The sequence below is a fragment of the Anaerococcus sp. Marseille-Q7828 genome (assembly GCF_949769285.1).
Classification (GTDB): Bacteria; Bacillota; Clostridia; order Tissierellales; family Peptoniphilaceae; genus Anaerococcus.
This window is the reverse complement of record NZ_OX458331.1, coordinates 345,485-371,741: the sequence shown is the minus strand read 5'-3', so window position 1 is coordinate 371,741 and position 26,257 is coordinate 345,485. Positions and strand designations below refer to the sequence as shown.

General features: G+C 36.3%; 21 protein-coding genes. 15 read left to right on the top strand and 6 right to left on the bottom strand.

Annotated elements, in window-relative coordinates; translation table 11 throughout:
• Positions 1-29: 29 nt before the first annotated feature.
• The 4 genes from QNH69_RS01800 to QNH69_RS01785 all read right to left on the bottom strand — a co-directional run bounded on the left by QNH69_RS01800 (position 30) and on the right by QNH69_RS01785 (position 6,209).
• On the bottom strand, positions 30-2,699 hold the full coding sequence (locus QNH69_RS01800) for a cation-translocating P-type ATPase (RefSeq protein WP_282928916.1): 2,670 nt from the start codon (positions 2,697-2,699) through the stop codon (positions 30-32).
• Between the two features lie 196 nt (positions 2,700-2,895).
• Positions 2,896-3,915 (bottom strand): M42 family metallopeptidase, encoded by a 1,020-nt coding sequence (locus tag QNH69_RS01795; protein ID WP_282928915.1) that lies wholly within the window; start codon positions 3,913-3,915, stop codon positions 2,896-2,898.
• A 9-nt stretch (positions 3,916-3,924) separates the two neighbouring features.
• On the bottom strand, positions 3,925-4,425 hold the full coding sequence (locus QNH69_RS01790) for an LURP-one-related family protein (protein WP_282928914.1): 501 nt from the start codon (positions 4,423-4,425) through the stop codon (positions 3,925-3,927).
• A 92-nt stretch (positions 4,426-4,517) separates the two neighbouring features.
• Positions 4,518-6,209, bottom strand: a complete 1,692-nt coding sequence (locus QNH69_RS01785) for a DUF2207 domain-containing protein (RefSeq protein WP_282928913.1) — start codon at positions 6,207-6,209, stop codon at positions 4,518-4,520.
• Between the two features lie 97 nt (positions 6,210-6,306).
• Here QNH69_RS01785 and QNH69_RS01780 point away from each other — a divergent pair, with 97 nt between their 5' ends.
• The 3 genes from QNH69_RS01780 to QNH69_RS01770 all read left to right on the top strand — a co-directional run bounded on the left by QNH69_RS01780 (position 6,307) and on the right by QNH69_RS01770 (position 8,920).
• Positions 6,307-6,765, top strand: a complete 459-nt coding sequence (locus QNH69_RS01780; RefSeq protein WP_282928912.1) for a hypothetical protein — start codon at positions 6,307-6,309, stop codon at positions 6,763-6,765.
• 142 nt (positions 6,766-6,907) lie between these two features.
• The gene (locus QNH69_RS01775; protein ID WP_282928911.1) at positions 6,908-8,257 is read left to right on the top strand and encodes a TrkH family potassium uptake protein; all 1,350 of its coding nucleotides are present in this window, start codon (positions 6,908-6,910) and stop codon (positions 8,255-8,257) included.
• Positions 8,258-8,266: 9 nt separating this feature from the next.
• The gene (locus tag QNH69_RS01770) at positions 8,267-8,920 is read left to right on the top strand and encodes a TrkA family potassium uptake protein (RefSeq protein ID WP_282928910.1); all 654 of its coding nucleotides are present in this window, start codon (positions 8,267-8,269) and stop codon (positions 8,918-8,920) included.
• Positions 8,921-9,142: 222 nt separating this feature from the next.
• Here QNH69_RS01770 and QNH69_RS01765 read toward each other — a convergent pair whose 3' ends face one another.
• Positions 9,143-10,915: a DUF2207 domain-containing protein gene (locus QNH69_RS01765; RefSeq protein WP_282928909.1), complete on the bottom strand. Its 1,773-nt coding sequence runs from the start codon at positions 10,913-10,915 to the stop codon at positions 9,143-9,145.
• 23 nt (positions 10,916-10,938) lie between these two features.
• On the bottom strand, positions 10,939-11,490 hold the full coding sequence (locus QNH69_RS01760; protein WP_282928908.1) for a LemA family protein: 552 nt from the start codon (positions 11,488-11,490) through the stop codon (positions 10,939-10,941).
• A 160-nt stretch (positions 11,491-11,650) separates the two neighbouring features.
• Here QNH69_RS01760 and QNH69_RS01755 point away from each other — a divergent pair, with 160 nt between their 5' ends.
• The 12 genes from QNH69_RS01755 (at position 11,651) to QNH69_RS01700 (ending at position 26,249) form a co-directional block, all read left to right on the top strand.
• On the top strand, positions 11,651-12,346 hold the full coding sequence (locus QNH69_RS01755) for a zinc metallopeptidase (protein ID WP_282928907.1): 696 nt from the start codon (positions 11,651-11,653) through the stop codon (positions 12,344-12,346).
• A gap of 154 nt (positions 12,347-12,500) precedes the next feature.
• On the top strand, positions 12,501-13,712 hold the full coding sequence (locus QNH69_RS01750) for a hypothetical protein (protein ID WP_282928906.1): 1,212 nt from the start codon (positions 12,501-12,503) through the stop codon (positions 13,710-13,712).
• A 21-nt stretch (positions 13,713-13,733) separates the two neighbouring features.
• A complete protein-coding gene (locus QNH69_RS01745) occupies positions 13,734-14,915 on the top strand; it encodes an amidohydrolase (RefSeq protein ID WP_282928905.1) in 1,182 nt (393 codons plus the stop codon).
• Positions 14,916-15,220: 305 nt separating this feature from the next.
• Entirely contained in the window at positions 15,221-16,288 is a 1,068-nt protein-coding gene (locus QNH69_RS01740; protein ID WP_282928904.1) for an ABC transporter ATP-binding protein, read from the top strand.
• Positions 16,288-17,172 (top strand): sugar ABC transporter permease, encoded by an 885-nt coding sequence (locus QNH69_RS01735; protein WP_282928903.1) that lies wholly within the window; start codon positions 16,288-16,290, stop codon positions 17,170-17,172. The genes QNH69_RS01740 and QNH69_RS01735 overlap by 1 nt, the downstream gene beginning before the upstream one ends.
• Positions 17,173-17,179: 7 nt before the next feature.
• On the top strand, positions 17,180-17,998 hold the full coding sequence (locus tag QNH69_RS01730) for a carbohydrate ABC transporter permease (protein ID WP_282928902.1): 819 nt from the start codon (positions 17,180-17,182) through the stop codon (positions 17,996-17,998).
• Positions 17,999-18,056: 58 nt separating this feature from the next.
• Entirely contained in the window at positions 18,057-19,436 is a 1,380-nt protein-coding gene (locus tag QNH69_RS01725; protein ID WP_282928901.1) for an ABC transporter substrate-binding protein, read from the top strand.
• Positions 19,437-19,806: 370 nt separating this feature from the next.
• Positions 19,807-21,585: a C69 family dipeptidase gene (locus tag QNH69_RS01720; RefSeq protein WP_282928900.1), complete on the top strand. Its 1,779-nt coding sequence runs from the start codon at positions 19,807-19,809 to the stop codon at positions 21,583-21,585.
• Between the two features lie 209 nt (positions 21,586-21,794).
• Positions 21,795-22,256, top strand: a complete 462-nt coding sequence (locus QNH69_RS01715; protein ID WP_282928899.1) for a CtsR family transcriptional regulator — start codon at positions 21,795-21,797, stop codon at positions 22,254-22,256.
• Positions 22,257-22,258: 2 nt separating this feature from the next.
• Positions 22,259-22,840, top strand: coding sequence for a UvrB/UvrC motif-containing protein (locus QNH69_RS01710; protein ID WP_282928898.1), 582 nt, complete (start codon positions 22,259-22,261; stop codon positions 22,838-22,840).
• Positions 22,837-23,823, top strand: a complete 987-nt coding sequence (locus QNH69_RS01705) for an ATP--guanido phosphotransferase (RefSeq protein WP_282928897.1) — start codon at positions 22,837-22,839, stop codon at positions 23,821-23,823. Before QNH69_RS01710 ends, QNH69_RS01705 begins: the two co-directional genes overlap by 4 nt.
• Complete coding sequence (locus tag QNH69_RS01700) at positions 23,805-26,249, top strand: ATP-dependent Clp protease ATP-binding subunit (RefSeq protein WP_282928896.1); 2,445 nt, start codon at positions 23,805-23,807, stop codon at positions 26,247-26,249. The genes QNH69_RS01705 and QNH69_RS01700 overlap by 19 nt, the downstream gene beginning before the upstream one ends.
• Positions 26,250-26,257 lie beyond the last annotated feature (8 nt).

Here is a 26,257-nt window from a genome sequence, read left to right as displayed (position 1 = left end):
TTGAATATTTTCAAAAGCTCCTTTTTTTCTTATCTTCTAGTTCTTTTTCTAATCTCACCTATTAATAGTGGTAGTAGTGATAGTAATAAGATTATCCACCATTGCCAGCTTATGAATTCTAGTTCAAATAGGTTTCTTAGTACAGGGACATACATTACAAGAAGTAGTAGGGCAAAGGATAATAGGTTTGCTTTTACTAGGTTCTTGTTTGAGAACCATCCTAGTTCTCTTAGGGTGTATTTTTCACTTCTTACAGAAAATGCTCTTAGTAGCTCACTTGTGATAAGTGTTGCAAATACCATTGTGTGGGCTCTTTCGATATTTCCTGGGAAGATGTATTTAAGTCCTATGACATATGAAGCAAGGACTGCAATTGTTATTGCTATTGATTGGAAGATTACACCACGTCCTGTTTCACCAGATAAGATACCTTGGTGAGGATCACGTGGAGGGCGTTCCATAATGTCTGCTTCTGCTGGTTCTACACCTAGGGCTAGGGCTGGAAATGCGTCTGTTACAAGGTTTAGCCATAGTAGTTGGATAGGTGTAAGTGGGCTTGGAAGTCCAAATAGGATTGATAGGAATACTATGAGAACTTCGGCGATATTACATGATAGAAGGAATGATACAAACTTTTTGATGTTTGAAAATATTACTCTTCCTTCTTCAACTGCGTTTACTATAGTTGCAAAGTTATCGTCAACTAGGATCATGTCCGCGGTATCTTTTGCAACGTCAGTTCCTGTGATACCCATTGAAATACCAATGTCAGCATTTTTGATAGCTGGTGCATCGTTTACTCCGTCTCCTGTCATGGCTACAATGTTGCCATTTGCTTGGAGGGCATTTACTAGTTGTACCTTGTTTTGTGGTGATACCCTTGCAAAGATACGTTTGGTTTTTACAATTTCTCTGATTTCTTCTTCAGATTTGTTATTTAGTTCGCTACCTTGCATGGCTTGATCTTCGCGTTCAGCTATGCCAAGGTCTTTTGCTATTGCAAGGGCTGTTTCAAAGTAATCGCCTGTAATCATTATTACATCGATGCCAGATCTGTGACATTCTTCTACAGCTGCCTTTGCTTCTGGTCTTGGTGGGTCAATCATACCTGTAAGACCTACAAAAACCATCTCACGTTCGATATTTTCTGTAGTAAGCTCTTCGCCTTCCAAAGTTTCGTATGGTTTGAAGGCATAGGCCATCACACGAAGAGCTTGTTTAGCAAGTTTGGTGTTTTCTTCTAGAACCTCTTTTTTCTTATCTTCTGTAAAGTCTTCTAACTTGCCATCAATCATGATCTTGCTAGAGTTTTTGATGATGATATCTGGTGCACCCTTGGTCATGGCATAGAAGCTATCTTCTATATTGTGGAAGGTTGTCATCATCTTTCTTTCAGAGTCAAATGGTATTTCATCAATTCTTGGGTGAGCTTCGTTTAAGTCTTCTTGAACTATGCCCCATTTTTCTGAAAGGGTAAGCATAGCGCCTTCTGTTGGGTCACCCGTGATCTCGTAAGTTCCAGATCTTTCTATTAGATTTGCATCGTTTGATAGGGATGCTATTGTCATTAATAGTTTGATTTGATCGTGGCTATCTATTACTTGACCTTGGTGGGAAATATCCCCCTCTGGGACATAACCAGATCCATCTACATCAAATTCCTTAAAGTCTGTGAAGACCTTAGTGATGGTCATCTCGTTTTGGGTTAGAGTTCCAGTTTTATCAGAACAAATAGCTGTTGTAGAACCAAGTGTTTCTACAGAAACAAGGTTTTTTACTATGGCTTTTTTCTCAACCATGCGGTTCATACCAATTGACAATACAATTGTTACAACTGCTGTAAGTCCTTCTGGTATAGCTGCAACTGCAAGAGATACGGCAACCATGAAGTTTTCTAGCCATGTCATATTGCTTCTAAAGTAGCCAACAACAAATACTAGGGCACAAACAATTATTACAAGAATAGCAAGTTTTTTGGAAAGTTCATTTAGTTGCTTTTGTAGTGGAGTTTGCTTTTCCTCAACTGAATCAAGGCTTGTGGCAATCTTTCCTATTTCTGATTCACTTCCGGTGCTTGTTACTACACCTTCGCCGTGACCATATGTTACTATGGAAGATGAGTAGGCAGAGTTTTTGCGGTCTCCTATACCAACTTCCTCGTTGTATTCTTCGTTAGCATCCTTTTCTACTGCGACTGATTCACCTGTAAGAGATGATTCGTCGATTTTTAAGTTTCTTGAATCAAGCAGTCTGATATCGGCAGGTATTATATCCCCTGTTTCAAGGATTACAATATCTCCAGGTACAAGCTCTTCTGCCTTGACCTTGCCACGTTTGCCATCACGAAGGACGGTTGCCTCGGGGCTTGACATCTTTTGAAGGGCTGCCACACTATCTTCAGCCTGACCTTCTTGGTAAATACTCATAATAGCATTGACAACGACAATTGCAATGATAATGATTGCTTCAACCTTATCTCCTGTAAAAGCAGAGATGATTGATGCAACTATAAGTAAAATTACCATGGGATCTATGATTTGGTCTAGGATTTTTTGAAGCATAGATTTTTTGTTTGATGATTCAATACTGTTTGGACCGTATTTTTCTAGACGAGTTTTTGCATCGCTAGAGCTTAGTCCAGTTTTTGGATCGACGCCAATTTTTTCTAATAAATCCTTTTTAGAACCTTGGTAGTCCATAATTCCTCCTATAAAAATATTTGCAAAATGGTAATAAAAAAGACTTTTGGCGGATTTGCCAAAAGTCTTGCCACCTTTCTAGGGTTTATTTAACCGGAAATAAATTCGTTCTGACGATTAAATAATTGGGCTACTCCCTTTCTGCTATGATAAATATACCAATCATCCAGGTAAATAGCAATGATTGATAAAATTTTTATTTGCTGATATATGTCTTTAAGAGCTTAAATAGTCCATCTAGACCATTTTCGTGAGTTCTCTCATAACCGTGACTTGCTGCAACTCCAGCACCTACTAGGGCATGGCGGAAGTCGTTGGCACTTGCTACTGCTGCTGATGCATCAGATCCGTAGAATGGGTAGATGTCTATGGCATAGTCTATGTCCATTTCTTTTGCAGTTGCAATTAGTTCGTTGGTTAAATCAAAATTGTAAGGGCCTGATGAATCTTTGGCACAAATTGATACCTTGGTTTCATCTGTCTTAAGGTCATCGTATACAACACCCATATCAACTGCAATCATATCTGAGATACCTTTTGGATGACCACTAGCTGCACCATGGCCTACTTCTTCATAGATTGTAAAGGCTAGGTAAAGTGGGCGGTTTATAGTGATATTTTCTTCCTTAATATCTTTGGCTAGGGCCATCAAAACACCTGCACTTGCCTTATCATCTAGGTGGCGAGATTTTATAAAGCCATTATCTACCCTAAATCTTGGGTCAAGGGCTATAAAATCTCCTGCGGAAATACCTAGGGCTTCTGTTTCTTCGGCAGAATTTGTGATCTCATCTATAACTACTTCCATGTGTTCATCATCACGTTTGGCCTCTCTTGGGTCGCTTGATCCATGAACTGCTGGATTGTTTAGTCTCATAACGCCAGTAAATTCCTTGCCATCACGAGTAATAATTGTGACATTTTCTTGCTCTACATAAGAAAGTGGGAAACCACCTAGGGTTGTAACTCTAAGTCTACCGTTAGACTTGATAGACCTTACCATAAGTCCTAGGGTATCTACGTGGGCTGATAGGAGTAGGCCGTTTTCCTCTCCTGGATTTATAGGAACTATAACATTACCCTTATTTGTTTGATATGGCTCATAGCCCATTTTTGTAAATTCGTCTATGAGGTATTTCTCTGCTCTTTTTGTATATCCTGTAGGGGATGGGGTCTTGCACAAATCTTCGATGTATTTAATAATTTCTTTACTCATTTTTCCTCCTTAGCTGCCAGAATTTGCAGCTTCTTCTAAATCGATCATATTATTTAAGCAAATTACAAGGCCTATTAGCTCTTCGATGTAAGCTTCGTCATATACTATGAGTTCGTAAGTGTCAGTTAGGGCAAAAAACTTCTTGTTAACAGCTCCGACCATTTGGCCGTTTTTGTTTGTAACAGTAAAATTCAAATGAAAAATATCTCCTTCAAGGTAAAGAGCATCATCATCTAGACTTACGTCTACACGGTGTCTGAAAAACTCGAATTTTTTCTGGACAATCATACTTCTTCCATCGCCCATACTTACAGTATACCTTGGTAGGAAAGTGAGAAGCTGTCTACTAATCTTTAAAATAGTCTTTGCATTTAGGTCAGAGACCTTGGACTCATAACCCAAAAATGTAAAGTCTTGGTCTAGATAGTAAGCTTCGCGGCCGTTTTCATCCAAGATGGGATAGTGGTCTGTAATTTTGAAGAATTTTTCCTTAAAATATAACTTTTTCATATATTATCCTTTTCTTTTAAAAGCCTTACTTATTATAATATTTTTTAGCGTGTATAATGCAAGTTATCATAAAAATTTCAGAAAGTGGAAGATTAGCGGCCGCCACCACCTCCTCCACCAAAATCTCCAGCACCTCCGCCAAAGGAAGTTGATCCACCACTTCCTGCTGAACTAAAGCTCTCTCCATTTCCAGAAGCATAGGATGAAAATGTGTGGATGTTGTTCAAATAGGTGTAGGTGTATAAATTGTTAAAGCTGTAGTCTGAGTATGCTTTATTAAAGCTCTTATAAACTTTTTTTGTTATTCCAAATATAGCTGCATAGATTAAGAACTTATCCAAAGTCTTTGTATCCTTAATATTTTCTATGTCATTGTAGTTTTCTAGATAGTTATTAAATCCGATATAATTTTTGTATAGGTCTTTGCCTTTTTGACTTAAAATTGTTTGGTCATGTTTATTTCCTCTTATTATTTCTAGGTAGCCTGCTTTTTCCAAGGCTTTTTTAGAATTTTCGGCTAATTCTTTTGACAATTTATCAAGCTCTTTGTTATTTTCTTTCAAATACTTCTTGAGAGACTTTTCTGTAATCTTTCCTTTGGAATTTTCTTTTCCTATATTTTCTAATACAGTAAATACTTTGTGCTCTGTTTGACCCATATTTTCTGGCCTGTGTCTTATAATTATTTCGCCAGTTTTATCTTTTTTGATTGTTTCTTTTAAGATTGCTCCATTGTCTCGTTCAAAATAAGAAATTGCACCGTCATTTATCCACTTTAGGAAGAAAGCATTAATAAAAGTATCGACATTTTGACTAAATGGATAGGCATTAACAGCAATCAAATACAAGTCTTCCAAGTTGCCATCATATGGTATATCACTATATCTATAGTCTTTAAGAGCTTTCTTTTTTGGAAGCTCTTTTAGATTGGCTATGTAAGTCGGACTGTTTTTTGCGATTTTACTAACTATTGCAACTACTATCCCAATCATTATCCCTATACCTAGGAGGACAAGTAGGAATTCTTTTGGACCGAAATCATCTTTTTGAACTGCACCTTCATTATCTTCCCAGTCGCTTCCTTCGACAGCTTGGTTGGCATAGTCTTTGAAGGACTTATCTTCTGTGTAGCTTGTGGCAAATGTTCCCTTAGGAAATTTTAACATAATATTTACATTGTCAACGTCACCAGTGGAATTTGCTGTGATAGAGCCATTATCATTCTTAATATCTCCCTCAAAGCCAAAACCCCACATCTTTACATCTTTATCTATGGGATCATAGGAATTGATCTTGACATTTACCTTTTCAGGCTTGGGGTCAAAGTCTGAGCCTACAAATTTGAAAAACAGCATATCGCTATCATTAAGGCCTATGATTATTGGATTTATATCATAAGAGATTTTATATGTATTATTCTCACCGCGTTCTGAGATACCCCAACAAAGTTCAACAGCGTCATCAGAATCGTTTCTGCCATAGTAGAAGGTCTTTTGATCAAAGTTCTCATCTACATTCCAAGGCTCTTTTTCGCTAAATTCTTGGCCATTGAGGCTTGCCTTAAAATTTTCGATTTTTATGCCCTTAAGATTTTCTATTCTCTTGTATCTTTCACTATAATCATTGTCTCTTTCGTCAATTTTCCACTCTTCACTTACAGAAGCTTTGCCGTTTTTATCTATATTTACATCTAAATTTATGTACTTAAAGCTATCTGCGAGAACGGATGTTGGTATAAGTATAATTAGTAAGATAGAGCTAAAAATTCTTTTAAACTTTCTCATTTTATCTCCTTTGAAAGAACTTATTTCATTATTTTTATACCCTCTTAGAGCAATTTATTATATAATGGTAGAAAGCTTTGATGATTAGGAGGAATTTATGGTATACATAATTATGGGAATTTTGATAGCCCTTGGCTTTGTAAATTTATATATAGGCAAAAAAGTTATAATAAGGCCTGGAATTAATAAAATGGATATGGCAATACTCATATTTGTAGGTACACTCTTTATGATAGTATCTCGTTTGATGAAGTCAGATCTTAGAAATTCAATAATTATGGCGATCTGTATATTATTTTATATATTTACTTCTAGATGGGCCAGAGGCATTACAAAAAATGGCATAAATGTCATCGGTAACACCTATATGTTAGTGCGTGAGATTGACTTTGATAAGATAAATCCAATCAAGGTGATGGATGATGGTGACTATCTCCAATATCCTATAAAAATAAAGGGGAAAATGACTATAGACATCCAAAGGTACAAAAAGGAAAAGAAAAGCGAATTGGCTGATGTTTTTTCGAAGAACAAAGTGATTTTTACCTACAAATAAGCTTTAAATTTCAATGCTTAAAGATTTAAAAAAATATTTATCAATATCTATTGACTTTGGATAAACGAGGCGTAAAATTTCATTAGACTTAAGCCCTCAAAACTTATTTTGTGGGCTTTTATTGTTCAAGGAAGGCGTGTAAATGAAAAATAAATATAATGAGAAATTCTTAGATAGGTTAAGTGAGAGTCCACCTTTGATACTAACTCTAGGATTTTTTATTCTAATTAGCATAGGTGCTTTGATCTTGTCGACTCCTTTTGTAACAAGGTCAGGCAATCCAACAAATCCAATAGACGCAATTTTTATAGCAGCTAGTGCATCTTGTGTTACTGGCCTAAGTCCGGTAAATACAGCTGAACATTGGAATAGTCTAGGCCAAGTTGTATTAATAATCCTGATACAAATCGGTGGTCTTGGTATAATGACACTTGCTTCTATCATTCCCTTGATTTTGAGAAAAAAGATTGGAATTAAAACAAGACTTATACTAAAGGAACAACTAAATATAGAAAGTATGGAAGGAGTAATCCGACTCTTTAGATATGTACTAGGTTTTACCCTAGCAGTAGAAAGTCTTGGAGCTTTATTTCTTGCTATAAGATTTGTGCCGACTTATGGCCTTGGAAAGGGGATTTGGTTTTCGGTATTTCACTCCATATCTGCTTTTTGCAATGCAGGTTTTGATATCTTGGGTGACTCCATATATCCACTTAGGGGCGATTATCTAGTCAATATAACTATCATGTCCTTAGTTATAATTGGTGGCTTGGGCTTTATGGTGACAAGTGAAATTTATTATAAGAGACATTTTAAAAGCATTTCAACCCATTCTAAATTAGTATTATTGACAAATGCAGGGCTAATATTGGTGGGGGCCTTGGGATTTTTTATACTTGAATCATTAAAGGGTGGAGTTTTGAACAATGAGACTATAGGAGATGGAGTTTTGATTTCGTTTTTCCAATCTGTATCTGCAAGGACAGCAGGATTTTACTCAGCAGATTTATCAAAGATTAACGACTCTACAGCCATATTATTGATAAGTCTTATGTTTATCGGAGGATCGCCTGGATCTACAGCTGGTGGTATCAAGACAACTACCTTTGTAGTATTGATTCTTGCGGTCATTTCTGTAATAAAAAATGAAAAGGAACCTATCGTTTTCAAGATAAGGATAAGCGATGATACCATAAAAAAAGCCTTGTCTATATTTGTGATTTCCCTATCTATAGTTATATTTGTAAGCTTTGTAATAGCGGCTATAGAAGACTTTGCCTTTATAGACATCTTGTATGAAACAGCTTCAGCTTTGGGTACAGTAGGGGCGACTCTTGGCATCACAGATAAGCTTTCTGCAGCATCAAAGATTTTGATTACCCTTTGTATGTACTTAGGAAGAATTGGTCCAATGACTATGGCCCTATCATTTGGCCTAAAGTCAGATGTAAGAATGATAAGATATCCAGAAGGATTTATAAGCATAGGTTAGGAGGAATTTATGCAAAGAAATATAATTGTTTTAGGCCTTGGCAGATTTGGCTATGCAGTAGCTACAAGACTAGCTCAAAAGGGGGCCTATGTTACTGCGGTTGATTCGAACTATAAAACAGTAGAAAAAATAGCAAGCTTGGTATCAAGCTCTGTTCAAGCAGATATTACAGAAGAAGTAGCCCTTAAATCTCTTGGTATCAATAATTACGATGCAGCAATAATTGCAACTGGTTCAGACCTAGAAGCTTCTATAGAGGCTACACTAATTTGTAAGGATAGCGGGATTAACCAAGTCATAGCAAAGGCTTCAAGTGAATCTCATGCCAGGATTTTAGAAAAAATCGGGGCAGACTATATTGTTTTTCCGGAAGCAGATACAGCTGAAAGACTTGCAAGGTCTCTTGTAGGACCTAACTTATTAGAAGTAATTGAGTTTTCAGATGAGTTTTCTATTATAGAAGTCAAAGCTCACAAGTCATGGTTAGGCAAAAACTTGATAGACTTAGACTTTAGAAAAGAGTATCAGATGAATGTTGTGGCCTTCGAAAGAGATGGGGCAATGATAATAGACTTTGATCCTAGCCTAGAAATCGAAGAAAATGACATCCTAGTTTTAATAGGCACCAGTGAAAACGCTAAAGAACTTGAAAAGCAAATTTAAAGCCTATATTGAAATTTGATTTTGCAAAGAGGAGTTAATTGAAAAATAATCTTAAGAAAATGTTTGCATATTTTTTTATCTGTGCTATAATATAGTTAGCTATTAAATAGCTAGGTTTTTCATTATTAATTCCTTATAGTTTTCCCTTAGAAAACTAGGACTAACTTATTCTTTTCTAAATGAAAAAGAGCTAGACATCTAGCTCTTTTTCTGTGTTTATTTTTACCTACTACCTCCGCCAGAACCTCCAGATCCTCCGCCAAAGCTTCCGCCACCACCACCAAAGGATGATGATCCGCCAAAGCCGCTTGACTCAAAGCTTGAGAGGTTGCTTGATGCAGCTGAACTAATTCCAGATGAGTATGAAGTAATATTTGATATCATGTAAAAGTCAAAGGCACTCATATTCTCATACTCTGGATAAACTTCGGTAAAATTACTGTAAACTTTCTTGCTTATGCCATAAATAGCTGCATAAATCATAAAGCCATCCCAAAGTTTGACTTCGTTTATATCTCTTTCTTCGATTAGAGAATAGTCCTCTAGGTAGTTCTTAAATTTAATAAAGTTTTCGTATAGGTCGATACCACTATCTGTGATAGTAATTTTGTTGTTGAACTTGCTTGATAAAGCTTTCTTTTTCTTATTATTTATTAAATATCCACGGTCTACCAGTTGGTCTAGGGAGTTTTCGCTAAAACTTTCGAAATAATCTTCCATAAAACTTTCGTTTTTCTTGATAAACTTCTCTATGTGTTTTTGTTTGATCTTCCCGTCATCTGTGTATTCTTCACTTCTTTGTAGGACATCAAAGAATTTACTTTCCACTTTGCTCATATTTGTAGGTTCATGATTTATGGTAATATATGAGGATTTTGTATCAAAAAATAAGACTTTTTCTTCCTCTTCACCAAAGCTTATAGCATCCCCATAAACCCACTTTAATAAAAATGCAGTCATGTAATTTTCAAAGTTTATATTTAGACCATTGGCGTTTTGGCTTATGAGATAAGTATCTTCTATAGGTCCGTCGTAAGGGATATCCCTGTAGTATTGGTCTTTGAACTTATTTGCTTTTTTTAGAAGCTTTTTATTGATTATCTTGTAATCACTAGATCCCTTTAAGGATTTAATAGCTAAGGCAAAAAATATAAATCCAATAAAAGGCCCTATTAGAGATAAGGCTCCACTTAAGAAAAATAGGAAAGGATTAAAGGGTGTAGATTCGCCATATTCATAATCCTCATCATAATCACCAGCATCATCTGCGCTTCCATAATCAGATCCTTCTTGGGCCATATCTGCATAAAAATCAAAATCTTTGTCTATATGGTAGGAAGTATCAAAAGTTCCCTTTGGGAAGCGGAGCATAACTTGGCCATACTGGACATCTCCATCACTTTTTGCAAGGATTTCACCATCTACATTGTGGACATCGCCCTCAAAACCAAAGCCCCACATCAAAACTTCATCATCAAAGCTATTTGGTCCTTTGATAGTAATGGAAATCTTATCTGGTAGGGGGTCTAAGTTTTCTTTTATAAATCTAAAATAGACCATATCGTAGTCGTTAAGGCCTACTACAAGGGGATCGATATCGTAGGAAAGATGGTAGGTATTTTCGCCAAAGTTTGTGATACCCCAGCAAAGTTCAACTCTATCTCCATCTTCTACTATGCCATACTTGTAGGCCTTATCGTCAAAGCTAGCGTCGATATTCCAAGGACTTACTTCTTGCCATGATCCGTCGTCACTTTCTACTTTGAAGTTTCTGATTTTTATATCTTCTAAATCAGATATTACCTTGTATTTTTCTGTTGCTTCTTCATTTTCCTCATTAGTATGCCAAGTTTCTTTCACATGGCCTATACCATTTTGATCGATTTCAACATTGATATCGATACTGTGAAGCTCATTAGCATGGGCAATATGAGGAAAGAATAATATTAGAGCAAGGATAAAAATCCTTGCTAGGTTTTTTCTAAGTTTTTTCATTATTAGCCTCCTAAAGGGACTAATTATTTATTCCAACGTGGAACTTGGTTAGTTTCGGCCTCATTTTCAAAATATGTTTTTTCGCTATAGCCAAACATTCCTGCAAAAATATTTTGTGGGAAGCTTTTGATATATCTGTTGAATTTTGTAACTGTGTCGTTATAAATCATACGAGAATGGCGTACATTGTCTTCGTATTTGTTTATGGAATCCATAGTAGACCTATAAACTTCACTTGCTTTTAATTCTGGATAATTTTCCGCTACAGCGTAAACCTTTGTAAGGGCATTTTTGAATTCTGATTCTTCGCGAGCTACATCAGCCGGATTAGAATCTTTATTCACTCCTGTCCTATTTTTTGTAACTTTATCCAAAGTTTCACTCTCGTATTTTGCATAATCTTTTGTTGCATCTATAAGATTATTTAGGGCATCCCACCTAGATTGAAGTTGGGCTGCTATCTGGCTCATGGCATTTGCTACCATTTCATTTTGTTTAACTAGTGAATTATAAATACCAACTACAATAAGAGCTAGTAATATAACAATTATTAAAATAATCCATCCTGCGCTCATAATTTTCCTCCTAAGTATATTTGCCTAATAGATACCCTATATTTCATAATAAAACTAAATTAATTTGTAAAATTGGTGTAAAATATTAGAAAGATTAAATCTATATTTAAATTATTAAAAATAAAGGGTATAATTTATAATAAAGTTAAGGAGGTGCTTTATGCCTTATTATTATGGATTTGATAGAACATATATTTTAGTACTTATTGGCATAGTTATAAGTATGCTAGCTCAGGCAAATGTACAAAAAGCTTTTGCCAAGTATTCGAAGATAGAAACGAAAAAACAAATAACAGGCAGACAAGCTGCGGATTACATCATAGATACTCGTGGTTATAATGATATAAAAATCAAACAAATAAATAATGCCATGGGGGATTATTTTAACCCTGCGACCAAGGAAGTTGCACTATCCCCAGAATCTATGAAAGATACTTCTATAGCATCAGTTGCTGTTGCCGCTCACGAATTGGGCCACGTCATCCAATACAAGGAAGGCTATATGCCTTTGCAAATAAAGTCCTGGTTGGTCCCAGCAGTTAACTTTGGATCCAAACTAAGCTTTCCAGTTATTTTTTTGGGAATGATTTTGTCAAAACAAAATCTACTAAACATAGGATTAGTACTATTTGCATTAACTCTTGTTTTTCAAATAGTGACACTTCCAGTGGAATTTAATGCGAGTGCTAGGGCCCTACAAGTCCTAGAAGAATCTGGCATGCTAATCGGTGAAGAAAACGCCCATGCCAAGGCTATGCTAAAGGCTGCAGCCTACACCTATGTCGCTGCAACACTTACAACAGCCCTACAATTTCTAAGATTGTTCCTACTTTTTGGCAATAGAAATAGAGACTAAATACACGACCTACCCTGGTGGTAGGTTTTTATTTGTTTTAAGAAAGTAAAATTTATACAAAAGAATTGATAATTATTGACAAAAGAAATTCATAGCTATATAATACCCTTATATTATTTCGCTTTACCCATTAAAAGCACGAAAGGAGTATTATATGCAAGCTCTATTGGCATTATTATTTATTTTTATAGTTTATACGATTGGTGATATAGTAGCTGCAGCTACAAAAAGTATAGTTCCATCTCTTTTTGTATGCTCAGTTATATTTTTGGCCGGATTTTGGCTAGGAATCCCAGAGACACTCTTTAAAGATTCTTTATTATACGACACAGGGGCCCTAGCTATTACAAGCCTTTTGGTACATATGGGATCTATGCTAAATACCAAACAACTGGCAAGTCAATGGAAGACAGTCTTGATTTCCTTTGGAGGGATAGTCGGCATTGTTATTTTGCTTTTTTCTATTGGAAGCCCTATAGTGGGTAGGGAAACTGCTATAGTTGCAGCTCCTCCTATATCAGGTGGGGTTATAGCTGGCCTACAAATGTCGGAGTCAGCTGAAGCTATTGGCAGAAGTGATTTGAAATTGATGGCAACTATATTGGTTGTTGTCCAAGGCTTTATCGGCTATCCACTTTGCTCTTTTTGCCTTAGAAAGGAAGCTAATTCTATATTAGAACTAAAAAGGGAAGGCGAGGTCTTTGATGAAGATAAGGCTGTGGAAGAAAATAGTAAAAAGTCATTTTTTCATCTGCCAGAAAAATACGCAACAGCAAATTATTATTTGGCAAAAACCATATTGATAGCCTTTGTTGCGACTATTCTTTCAGATTCCCTTAAGGGAATTGACACGGGAGTATTTATTTTAAATGCGCTAATAAGGGTGGACAAAAATGTAATGGCACTTTTGTTTGGTATTATCTTTGCTGAAATTGGATTTTTGGAAAGAGAGCCACTTAACAAAGGAAATTCATTTGGATTTTTGATGGGCGCCCTTATGTCAGTTATCTACGGTGGCCTTGCTGGTGCTAGCCCACAAGATGTCTTTGAAATATTAGTCCCTATAGCTGTTTGTTTGATCATAGGAACTATAGGCATAGGCATCATGTCCATAATTGTCGGCAAAATCCTAAAAATCAGACCTTGGATGGCCTTTGGCATTGGATTATCAGCTCTTTTTGGCTTTCCAGGAACCTATGTAGTTTCCCAGGAAGTTGCAAAGGGAGTTAGTGATAACGAAGAAGATAGAGAGTTGATATTATCGCAAATTTTGCCTAAAATGTTAGTAGCAGGATTTGTTACAGTATCCATTGGTTCTGTTGTATTAGCAGGAATCCTAGCACCTATGCTTAGCCCTGCTATATAAGATATATTATAAGGAGATAGAATGAACGTAAAAGAATTAGTTAGTAAAAATGAAGATTACATTATAGAAATGAGAAGATATTTCCATATGCACCCTGAGCTTTCTTTTGAAGAGTTTGAAACTACCAAGAGAATAGCAGAAGAACTTGATAAAATGGGAATTCCTTACCAAATACCAGAAGAAGAACCAAAAACTGGGGTAATTGGCATAATCCAAGGTGGCAAGCCAGGCAAAACTGTTGCCTTAAGAGCAGACATTGATGCCCTAAATGTTGGCGAGAAAAATGACGTCGAGTACAAATCCCAGAACGAAGGCAAGATGCACGCTTGTGGTCACGATTCTCATATGGCAATGCTTCTTGGTGCAGCAAAGATACTAAACGAAGTTAAAGACGAGCTTTGTGGCAAGGTATATTTGATATTTCAACCAGCTGAGGAAGTTGGTCTTGGTGCCAAATATATGATTAGACAAGGAAATTGGTATGAAGAAACAGACAACATCTATGGATCTCACATTTGGTCAGGATTAGAGACAGGCAAGATTTCTGTAGAAGCGGGAGACAGGATGGCAGCTGCAGATAGATTTACCATTACTATAAAGGGAAAATCTGGCCACGGTTCCTTGCCAAATGAGACAGTAGATGCGGTAGTGGTAGGAGCTGCAGTTGTTCAAAACCTACAACAATTAGTTGCAAGAAACTACTCTCCACTTGACTCAGTGACAGTAACTGTTGGATCTTTCCACAGTGGTAATAGATTTAATATCATAGCAGGCGAAGCTACTATGGAAGGAACCAATAGATATTTCTCAAGAGAAATCGGCGCTAGAATAGAAGAGGATATGAGAAGGGTTATAGGGGGCGTATGTGATGCTTATGGAGCAACATACGAACTTGACTACCAATATATACTAGGGCCAACAATCAATGATGAAGCTTCTTCAACTATAGCTACAAATGCAATAGAAAAATTCGCTGGCAAAGACATACTTAAAAATATGCAAAAGACAACTGGCGGGGAAGACTTCTCCTACTATCTTGAAAACAAACCAGGTTGCTTTGGCTTTGTAGGATCTAGAAATCCTGACCTAGGCACAGACTACCCTCACCACAACGAAAGATTCAATATCGATGAATCTGCCCTAGCAAACGGTGCAGGAACATATGCCCAATACGCTATTGACTTTTTAAATAGTGACAACTAAAGAATAATTTGTAAAGGGACTGTTGCAAATTGATAGATATCTATCGTTCCATCATTGGAGTGCACTCCCAGAAAGTTTGAGATTTAGCCCGCCGGCTTAGGGAGGCCAAACTTTCTGGGAGGGTGCTCGAATGATATAGGAACGATTTATCTATTTTGCAACAGCCCCTTTTGGTTTTAAGCTTAATATAGGGTAAGTATATCTTAACAGGATTGGTATATTTGACCAGTTATTGCAAGCATTTTACTTTGTTTGATAAAATAGAATATAGTAAAGAAAAATAAAGGAAATTAGCAGAGGAAATTATGATAGAGATTCAAGATTTGAAGAAAGTTTACGAAAATGGATTTGAAGCCCTAAAGGATATTGACCTAGAAATACCCGATGGAGCCCTTGTAACACTGCTTGGCCCCTCGGGTTGTGGCAAATCTACTATTTTAAATATTATTGCAGGAATCCTAGACCCAACTGGCGGAGATATTTTATTTGACGGCCAGTCTATAATAAACAAACACCCAAAGGATAGGAATATTGGCATGGTTTTCCAAAACTACGCCTTATATCCCCACATGACAGTACTGGAAAATATCACTTTTCCTCTAACAGTTGGAGATAATAAGATTAGCCAAAAAGAAGCAAACAAGGTTGCAGAAAAGTACATGGACCTTACCTATATCAAGGAGTACAAGGACAAAAAGCCTGCCCAACTTTCTGGTGGCCAACAGCAGAGGGTTGCCATTGCTCGTGCCCTAGTCCAAAATCCAAAGACTCTTTTGATGGACGAACCTCTATCAAACCTAGATGCTAGACTAAGGCTATCTATTCGTGAAGAGATCCGTAATATAGTAAAAGATGTTGGAGTCACAACAATATTTGTAACTCACGACCAGGAAGAGGCCCTATCAATTTCTGATTATATAGCCTTAATAGATGAGGGAGTCATCCAACAATACGATATCCCACAAAACTTATACTTGGAACCAGCTAATCTTTTTGTGGCCAAATTTATAGGGAACCCAATTATAAACACCTACGATATGGAATATCAAAATGGCAAGCTAATATCAAAAGATTTCTCCTTAGATATAAGTGACTTTGATCATGGGAGATTCAAGGAAGAACTTAAGAAGGAAACTTATACCATAGGTATCAGACCAGAGCATTTCAAATTCGATGACAATGGCATAAATGTAAAAGTCGATAACATAGAAATGATAGGTAGATATATGATCTTGCACTTTAATTTAAACGGCATTCCATCAAGGATGATAGCCGATTCTAAGCTAAAAATCGAAAAGGATGATATTATAAAAATTGCCATAGATTATTCGTCAGTCTACCTATTTGAAGAAGATGGAAAGAGAGTTTACTAATGAAAGGGAAAGGATCTTACAAGGCGGAAAATTCGCCTAGAGCTTGGCTCTACCTACTGCCATCCATAATTTTTATTGGGATTTTTACTATTTATCCACTTTTTAGGACCTTTTTTATGTCCCTTGAGTCCAATAGTATCCTAGATCCCAAATTTGTAGGCCTTTCAAACTATCCCATAGTTTTAAGGGACCCACAATTTAAGCTAGCTATGAAAAACACCTTTATCTACGCAGTAACCGTGGTGCCGATTTCGCTTATAATTTCAATGGTCATTGCTTTAATACTTTATGAAAAAGTAAAGGGATCGAAGTTTTTCGAAACTATATTTTTTATCCCCTATCTTACAAGTGTCATCGCAATAGGTATTGTTTTTAGATATCTACTAAATGGCCAGTATGGATTTTTAAATTACTTTTTAGGATTTTTTGGCGTAGGACCTTATGATTTCCTAAACAACAGAGACTACAATATGCCAGCCCTAATCATATTTGGAGTATGGAATGCTCTTGCCTTTAACATAATTGTAATTTTGGCAGGCCTTCGTGGGATTGATAAGAACTATTATAGGGTTGCTGAGACCTTTGGTGCTACTAAGAGCGAGCAGTTTTTTAGGATTACCTTGCCAGAGCTTAAGGAAATCATAACTTTCTTATTTTTGACAAGCTTTATCCAAGCATTCAAGATATACGCTGGAGTCTTTGCCCTATTTAATGGCAAGGCAGGTGTTGGCAACAGGCTTGTTACAGCAGTTTTTTATATTTACAATAAGTTTTATGTAGAATATCGCTATGGACACGCCATGGCAGCAGCAGTTCTTTTGTTCTTGATGCTCTTGGTTTTAACTTTTGCACAAAGAAAGATCATAGAAAGGTTAACAAAATAGGTGGCTTATGAATAAGTTATTAAAAGTAATTTCATATATTTTTATTATAATAATGGCTATTGTCACACTCTTTCCTTTCTTTTATATGATTTCATCAGCCTTGATGACTTTCCAGGAAGTGACGGCCATACCTCCAAAGCTAATGCCAGCAAGTCCACAATTAGAAAACTTCAAAGAAGCTATGAAAGTAGCTCCTTTTGGCAGATATTTCCTAAATACAGTCTTTGTAACCCTCATAAATACTTTGGGAACACTTACTACTACTACGCTTGCAGCCTTTGCGATTAATTTTTTGAACTTTAAACACAAAAATTGGATAGAAAATATTCTCCTATCCCTACTTATGATTCCCTTTGAAATTATAGTTTTTACCAACTTTAGAACCATTGCCAAGCTTTCCCTCTTGGATAGCTATTGGGCCTTGATCTTGCCTTTCTTGGCAAGTGTCTTCTATATAATATATCTAAGACAGTTTTTAAGGTCTATACCAATGGACTATTACAATGCAGCAAAAGTTGACGGGGCAAGTGATTTTGAATTTATAAGAAGAGTTATGATTCCTCTTTCCAAATCAACTTTATTTACCATTGGCCTACTAAATTTCATAGCAGGTTGGAATTCTTTCTTGTGGCCAATACTTGTAACAAATACAAAGAATATGAGGATGATAAGTAATGGTCTATCAGCCTTTGCAACCGAGGCAGGATCTTATATTCACTTGCAAATGGCTGCATCTACTATAACAATACTTCCTATATTGATCCTATATTTCATATTTAGAAAGCAAATATTGGAGGGAGTTGCCTATGGTGGTTTAAAAGGCTAGCATTATTTTAATTAATGGGTATAAAAAAAGTGTAATGATAAGAAAAAAAGGAGATTTTATGAAAAAGAAAGTTACTTCATTACTAATGAGCTTAATGCTCTCACTATTTGTTCTAACTGCTTGTGGAAACAATGGCCAAGAAGCTAAAGAAGCTCCAGAGACCAATACACAAACAGAAGAAAGTGCAGAAGGTACAGAAAGCACAGAAGAAGAAAATGCTGACCAAGCAGCAGATACTGAAGAAGCCAAAGAAGAAGATGCGACAGATGATAGTGCATCAGGCGAGGCTACAGAAATAGTATTCTGGCATGCAATGGGTGGTGGCCAAGGTGAAGCTTTGGAAAAATTGGTAAAACAATTTGAAGAAGAAAATCCAAATATCAAAGTTAACCTACAAAACCAAGGTAACTACGGAGATCTAAACCAAATCTTAGTAGCAACCATGCAATCACCACAAGACTTGCCAACCATTACCCAAGCATATCCTGACTGGATGTTACAATTCCAAAGCGCAGACCTTGTAGCAGACCTTACAGATATGGTAAAGGGTGAAAATGGCATAGAAGATTACGAAGATATCCTTCCAGGTGTTCGTGAAGAAATCGAGACAGATGGCAAGATTATGGGTCTTCCATTTAACAAGTCCACAGAAGTTTTCTGGTACAACAAAACTTTATTTGACGAACTAGGACTTGAAGTACCAACAACTTTTGAAGAACTAGAAGAAGTTTCTAAAAAGATTAAGGAAGAAAAAGACATACCAGGAGTTGGTTTCGACTCACTTCCTAACTACTATGCAACATATATGCACAACAATGGCCTAGAAATGGATCAAGATCTTGATCTAGCGGGCGACAAATCAGTAGAAGCTGTGGACTACTACCAAAAAGGTATCAAGGAAGGATACTTTAGAATAGCTGGAACAGACCAATACATGTCTGGCCCATTTGCTAATGAACAAGTAGGAGCTTACATCGGTTCAAACGCTGGTGAAGTTTATGTAAAAGATGGAGTAGAAGGCAAATTTGAATACGCAGCGGCACCTTATCCAGCAGAATCAAGCGTACAACAAGGTACAAATATCTACATGTTTGAAAATGCAAGTGACGAACAAAAGAAAGCTGCATTTGAATTTTTGAAATTCTTAGTATCAAAAGAAAGCCAAATCCAATTTGCTCTTGATACTGGATATATGCCAGCAAGAACAAGCGCTGTTGAAGATAGCAAGTACAAAGATAGCGACTCAGCTATAGCAAAAATTCTAGCTGACGCAACCAAAAACCTATACTCTAGACCACTTGCACCAGGTAGCCAACAAGCATATAACGACATAGGATCAACACTTGAACAAATCCTATCAAACCCTGATGCAGACATTAAAGCAGAACTTGAAGCTTTTGCACCACAATATCAATCAGACTTTTCTGATGCAAACTAGGTAATAGTATTAAGACTTCCAGGCTTAACCTGGAAGTCTTTTTGTGCGTTCACATTGTCGAACTTTATTCTTTTAGTCGATATCATTATACGTCTTATAATATAAAAAACAAATCAGCCATAAATATAAATCTATGTAAGATGTTAATTCATTTTTTTTTTTTTTGAATTAACCTTAATTTTGTGGTCTAGCTCACTTTCGGGATTATCCTGGAAGTCTTTTTATGTTTATAAATAAAAAATGCTAATTATACATTTATGCGAAAATTTTGGAATAAATATTTCATAATGTGTTGACAAAAATTCTCCAACTGTTATACTTTTATTAGAACTATGAAAACGAAATCATTAGTAGTTTTGAGGGAGGAAAAATGAAAAAGTTTCATAAAATAATGAATATTGGTCTAGCATCAATGTTGGTATTCTCAATGACCACACCAGTATTTGCTTGTACAGGTCTATATGTAGGAAGTGAAGAGTCTGAAAACGGTAGTACATACTATGGTAGAAGTGAAGACTTATCAGACAATCAAACCAAAATCTTTGGTATTTCCGAAGAAAAGAAATACGATAAAGGCACAATGTACAAGGATGCCGATGGTTTTGAAATGGAAATGCCAGAAGAAACTTACAAATATACCTATATAAGAGACTCAAATGAAGCGACTCCAGAACCAGTTGACCAAGACGGCAATGTAGTTGGTCAAGCTTATGGAGAAGTTGGTGTCAACGAACACGGTGTTGGAATGACAGCAACAGTTTCCACATATTATAACGAAAAAGCAAAAGAAGCTGACCCACTAGTAGAAGGTGGATTTACAGAAGTTTCTCTACAAAGTGTAACCTTAGGTCAATCTAAAACTGCTAGAGAAGGTATAGAAAATATAGCAAAAATCATAGATGAACACGGAGCTGGCGAAAACAACTCCCTAATGATCGGTGATGGAAATGAAGTTTGGCACATGGATATCTTATCTGGCCACCAATATATAGCTATCAAAATGCCAAAAGATAAAGTAGTTGTACAACCAAATATGTTCGTAATGAGAGGTGTTGACCTTAACGATACAGAAAATGTTATCTACTCAAAAGACCTTATGAACTTAGCTGAGAAAAACGGTTTCTTGGTAAAAGATGAAAATGGCAATATCGACATCACAAGAACTTATGCAGCAGAAGTTGCAAAAGGAAGCGCAACAAGATATTGGCAAGGACTAAACTATATAGATCCAGAACTTACAAAAGATCTAAAAGTTGAAGATATCACAAATGAATCTGGCAACGTAGATATGTTTAGAGATGCCAACAGAAAGCTTACAACTCTTGAAGTTTTAAACATCCTAAAACAAAGAGGAATCGGAACACAATACGACTCTACAAAAGATAAAAATATTTATCCAATCGGCAACAAAAACCAAATGGAAGTTCACGTTCTAGAACAACGTAAAAATATGCCAAAAGAACTTGCAACACTACAATGGTTAGGAATCGCAGATGCATCATACACAATCTACGTTCCATACTATGCTGCAATGATCAACGATGTTCACGAAAAATATAAACCAGAAGTAACAAAAGTTGGCGATGACAACTTTAACGGCTTATTCAACGAACTAAACACTCTTGGTATGTCAAATTATGACCTAGACCTAGATTCAGGTATGCAAGCTTATATAGAAAAAGTACAACAATCTATAATCGACCAACAAAAAGATGTTGATGCACAAATGTTAAAACTTCTAAGCGAAAACCCAGAGCTAGCTGGCCAAAAAGCAACAGACATATCAATAGACCTTGCAGATCAAGTATATAACATTATGTCTAAATTTAGAGACGAAGTAAAAGCTTATATTGAAAATGGAGATCACAGCAAGCCATTTGCAGTAAGCGAAGAGCTTTTAGCTATGCTTCCAAACTACAAATTTGACAAAGACCAACAAGAAGCTATCAAAGAAATCGAAAAAGAAGTTACTGAAAAAGCAAAAACAACTAAACAAGGCCAACAAAAACAAACAAAGGCTGCAGTAACAAACAAAGAAGCTAGTACAAAGAACCCAAAAACAGGTATTATGGGAATTTCTAGCCTTGCTCTACTATTAGCTAGTTCAGCAAGCACATTAGCTTACACAAATAAAAAAGAAGACAAATAATATAAGCTAAAGACTCCAGGAGAAACCCTGGAGCCTTTATTTTTTTGCAAAATTTTAGCTTGAAAATTTAATGGAGAATTGTAAAATAAGAATAAGAATCTATTGATTCTATTTTTTAAAGAGGAAAGGTCAGAGATAGTCAAAAGGTCAGACTTTTTTATTGACCTTTAAATACGTAGAATAAGACACTTAAGAAAGATGGTGAATATATGGCAGGTCTTACATCTGATATAGAAAAATTTTTGAAGGCATTACTGGAAGAATCAACTGACGGTATGCTTGAGATTGGGAGAAATGATTTGGCCATGCAATTTGATTGTGCACCTAGTCAAATAAATTACGTTTTATCTACTAGATTTACCCCTCATAACGGGTATCTAATAGAAAGCAAACGTGGTGGCAATGGATTTATAAAGATCATTACCATAGTTGAAGAAGATGATTATATATCTTATTTGATAAAAAATTTAAATGAACAAATGACAGAAGCAAGCGCGGATATTTTGTTCATGGACTTATATAAGAAAAAGTACTTTACCAGGGATGAATTTTTGATGGCAAAATATGCCACAAGTGACAAGGCACTTTCTATGATAGATGCAAAAAGTAGAAATTACCTTAGGTCGGATATAATAAAAAACATCCTTTTGAGTGTACTAGCAAGGAGTTAATTATGAAATGTGAAAGATGCGGAAAAGACGCCAGCCTCAGTGTTAAGGCTATAGTAAATGGCTATGAACACAATTTCTACCTTTGTGAGGACTGTATAAAACACTATACAGAATTTACAGGAGAAGATGTTTCTGATGGTAAATTTCACAAAATCAACCTTAACAGTGCAAATTTAGAGTCCTTACTCCAACAATTTGTGCCTGGCCTGGATGATATTATAGATAATTATTATGAATATAAATACAATTTGAACAACCATGCCTTTAATTTTATGGAAGGCTTAAACCAAAACACTTGCCCAAAATGTGGTAACTTAGAATCAAATATAAAGGCTGGAATCTTTGGCTGCAGCGAGTGCTACAAGCTTTCTGATAAACTTACCAACAAGATTTTGAAAACTTATAACAACTTTGATACCTACACTGGCAAGATGCCAAAGGCAGAAAGGGAGTTTAAGGAAGTAGCTCTTGAAATCAAAACTTTGCAAGAAAAACTTAAACAATCAGTAGAGACCGAAGATTACGAACAAGCAGCGGATTTAAAAGAACGCATAGATGACTTGAATATGAAGGTGAAAAGTTGATAGAATACGCAAAAGATATCATTTTAAACTCAAATATATCTATCAGAAGAAATATAAAGGGCTTTGATTTTCCAACAACTATTACCTATGACGACAGCCTTAGGATAGTGGATATGATAAAGGAAATCTACCCTGGCGAAGTGATTTTATTAGCAGAAATAGACGATGATACTAAAAATAAGCTTATAAATGATATGGTATTGTCAGAAGATTGCGATAGTAAACTTGCCCAAATTGCCCTAGTTTTCAAAGATGATTATATATTAACAATAAATGACAGGGACCATATAGGGATCAATGTGAGAAACTTTGAGATGAATATCAAAAAAGCTTACAAGATAGCCTTGGCAGTAGAAAAAGAATTGGACGAAAAGATAGAATTTGCCTTTTCTCCAGAATATGGCTACCTGACAAGCGATGCTAGAAATGCTGGGTCAGGGGTCGAGGCAAGGCTTAAGATGTTCCTATTTGGCCTAGTTGATCCAGAAGAATCATATTTTGGATTCAAGCAAGCCATGATGACCCAAGCCATGTATGCCACAAGATATATACCAAAATATTACGATTCTTATGTCAATGATATATATTTGGTCAAAAACTTTGGCAACTACAGGCCAGATATGGACCAATACATTGAAACAATGGGAGAAAATATTGATAGTCTAGTCAGAAATGAAAGAAGATTTAGAAGAGATTATCAAATATTAAATAAGATTTCTGATGACGATATTATAGAAGAGATAAATATTTCTTTAAATAACTTAAATAGTGGCAAGCTCATATCGCTTAATACTATTGCAAGAGAGCTTTATAGGCTAAAGAAATATAACAACTTAGGTTTTAATACAGATTTGACCAACAATGAGATAGATTATCTGATATTTAACCTAACTAAGGATAGATATAAGGGGAAGAAAGACCCACAAAGGATAGAGTTTCTAAACTCATATATGAAGGAGAGGCAATGGAAGCTAACAGATTAAACAAATTAACCCAACAAGCAAGGCGCGAAAGCTACTCCTTAAACCACGATTATATAGGTAGCGAACACTTGCTCCTTGCCCTTATGAAGACAGGCTCTGTTGCTACAAAGGCCCTAGAAAAAGCAGGAGCAAACTACGACCTGCTTCGCCAAGTTGTGATAAATAACATTGGCAAGGGTCAAGCAATCAGACCTGCAACAGAATACAGCAAAAAAGTCAGACAAATCTTTGAACTAGCAAGGCTCAATGCCACAAGGTATGGTTCAGTATCTGCTGGCGAAGAAAATGTCCTATTTGCAATACTTGCAGATGACGATAGCCTTACAAATATAATGTTTTTGCTATCAGGAGTAGAAAAAGAACAAGTAAAAAACAATTTGAAGGCCTTATTAAAAGAAGAAAATAAGGACGATGGACAAAGCGAAGACTTGTCAGAAAATGTGACCAAATATGCTGTAAACCTCAACAAGGAAGCAGAAAAAAGCAAAATCGATCCAGTAATAGGAAGAGATAAGGAAATCGAAAGACTTATCCAAATCCTAATGCGTAGGACAAAAAACAACCCTATCTTGATAGGTGAGCCTGGAGTGGGTAAAACAGCTATATCAGAAGGTTTGGCCCAAAGGATAGTAACAGGTCTAGTGCCAAGAATCATGGCAAATAAGAAAGTTTTATCCCTAGATATGGCATCAATGATAGCGGGAACCAAATACCGTGGGGACTTTGAAGATAGGCTCAAAAAACTCTTTGACGAGCTAGAACATCACGATGATGTTATATTATTCATAGATGAATTCCACATGGTACTTGGAGCAGGTGCGGCAGAAGGATCAATGGATGCAGCAAATATTCTAAAACCAATCCTTGCCAAGGGCGATATCCAAATAATTGGAGCAACTACTATAGAAGAATACAGAAAATACGTAGAAAAAGACTCAGCCCTAACCCGCCGTATGCAACCAATCCAAGTTGACGAGCCATCCTTGGAAGATAGCAGAAAGATTATTCGTGGTATCAAGGATAAGTATGAAGACCACCACGGTGTGGAAATCACCGATGAAGCCATAGATGCGGCAGTTGAGCTAACAGATAGGTATATCAACGATAGGTACCTGCCAGATAAGGCCATAGATGTCATAGATGAGGCTATGAGTAAGGTTAGGATAACAACCTACCAAGAAGAAGAAACCGACAAAAAGCCAGAAGATAGGATTGATGAACTCATAGGTCAAAAGGAACAAGCAGTCAGAGACCAAGACTTTGAAAAAGCCGCAGAACTAAGAGATATCATAAACCAAGCCAAATTTGACCTAGAGGCAGAAAGAGAAAAGAAAAATAAGGAAAAGCCAAACAAATTTATAGGCTACGATGATATAGCAAGCATAGTTGCATCCTGGTCCAAGGTTCCAGTAACAAAGCTTACAGAAGATGAAAAAGAAAAATATGCAAATCTGGATACAGCTATGAAAGGAACTGTCATAGGCCAAGATGAAGCCATAAAATCAGTAGCCCATGCTATAAAAAGAGCTAGAGTTGGGCTAAAGGACCCATCAAAGCCAATAGGTTCATTTATATTTGTAGGGCCAACAGGTGTTGGGAAAACCTACTTAGCAAAGACTTTGGCAGCCAATATCTTTGGGTCAGAAGACCATCTAATCCGCATGGATATGAGTGAATATATGGAAAAATTTGCCGTATCCCGCCTAGTGGGTTCTCCTCCAGGATATGTAGGTTATGAAGAAGGTGGACAACTAACAGAGCAAGTTAGAAACCACCCTTATTCTGTAATACTCTTTGATGAAATTGAAAAAGCTCATCCGGATATTTTCAACCTACTCCTACAAATCCTAGATGATGGTAGGCTTACAGATGGTCAAGGCCGCACAGTAGACTTCAAAAACACTATCATTATTATGACAAGTAATGTCGGCGTATCAAGCCTTAACCAAAAGCAAACTATAGGTTTTGAAACTGGCAATGTTGAAGAAAAAAATAAGGACAGGACCAAAGAAATCATAGAAGGCGAAGTAAAAGAAGCCTTTGCTCCAGAGTTTCTAAATAGGCTAGATGAGGTGATAATGTTTAACCCACTTAGCGAGGAAAACATAGGAGAAATCACAAGTCTAATGCTAGATAAGACTCGCGAGAGACTAAACAACATCGACATAGACATAGAATATGACGATGAGGTAGTAAAACTTCTTGCCAAAGAAGGCTTCAACGACGAATACGGAGCAAGACCACTAGAACGCCACATCACAAAGATGATAGAAGATAGACTTGCAGAAGATATCCTAGATGGCAAGCTAGATAGGGATGCTGTAATAAAGCTTAGTGTAAAAGATGAAGAACTTCACTTTGAAAATATTGAAAAAAAGCCAGCAGAAGATCTAGAAGAAAACATGGCGACCCAAACAATAGAATAGTTCTTAAT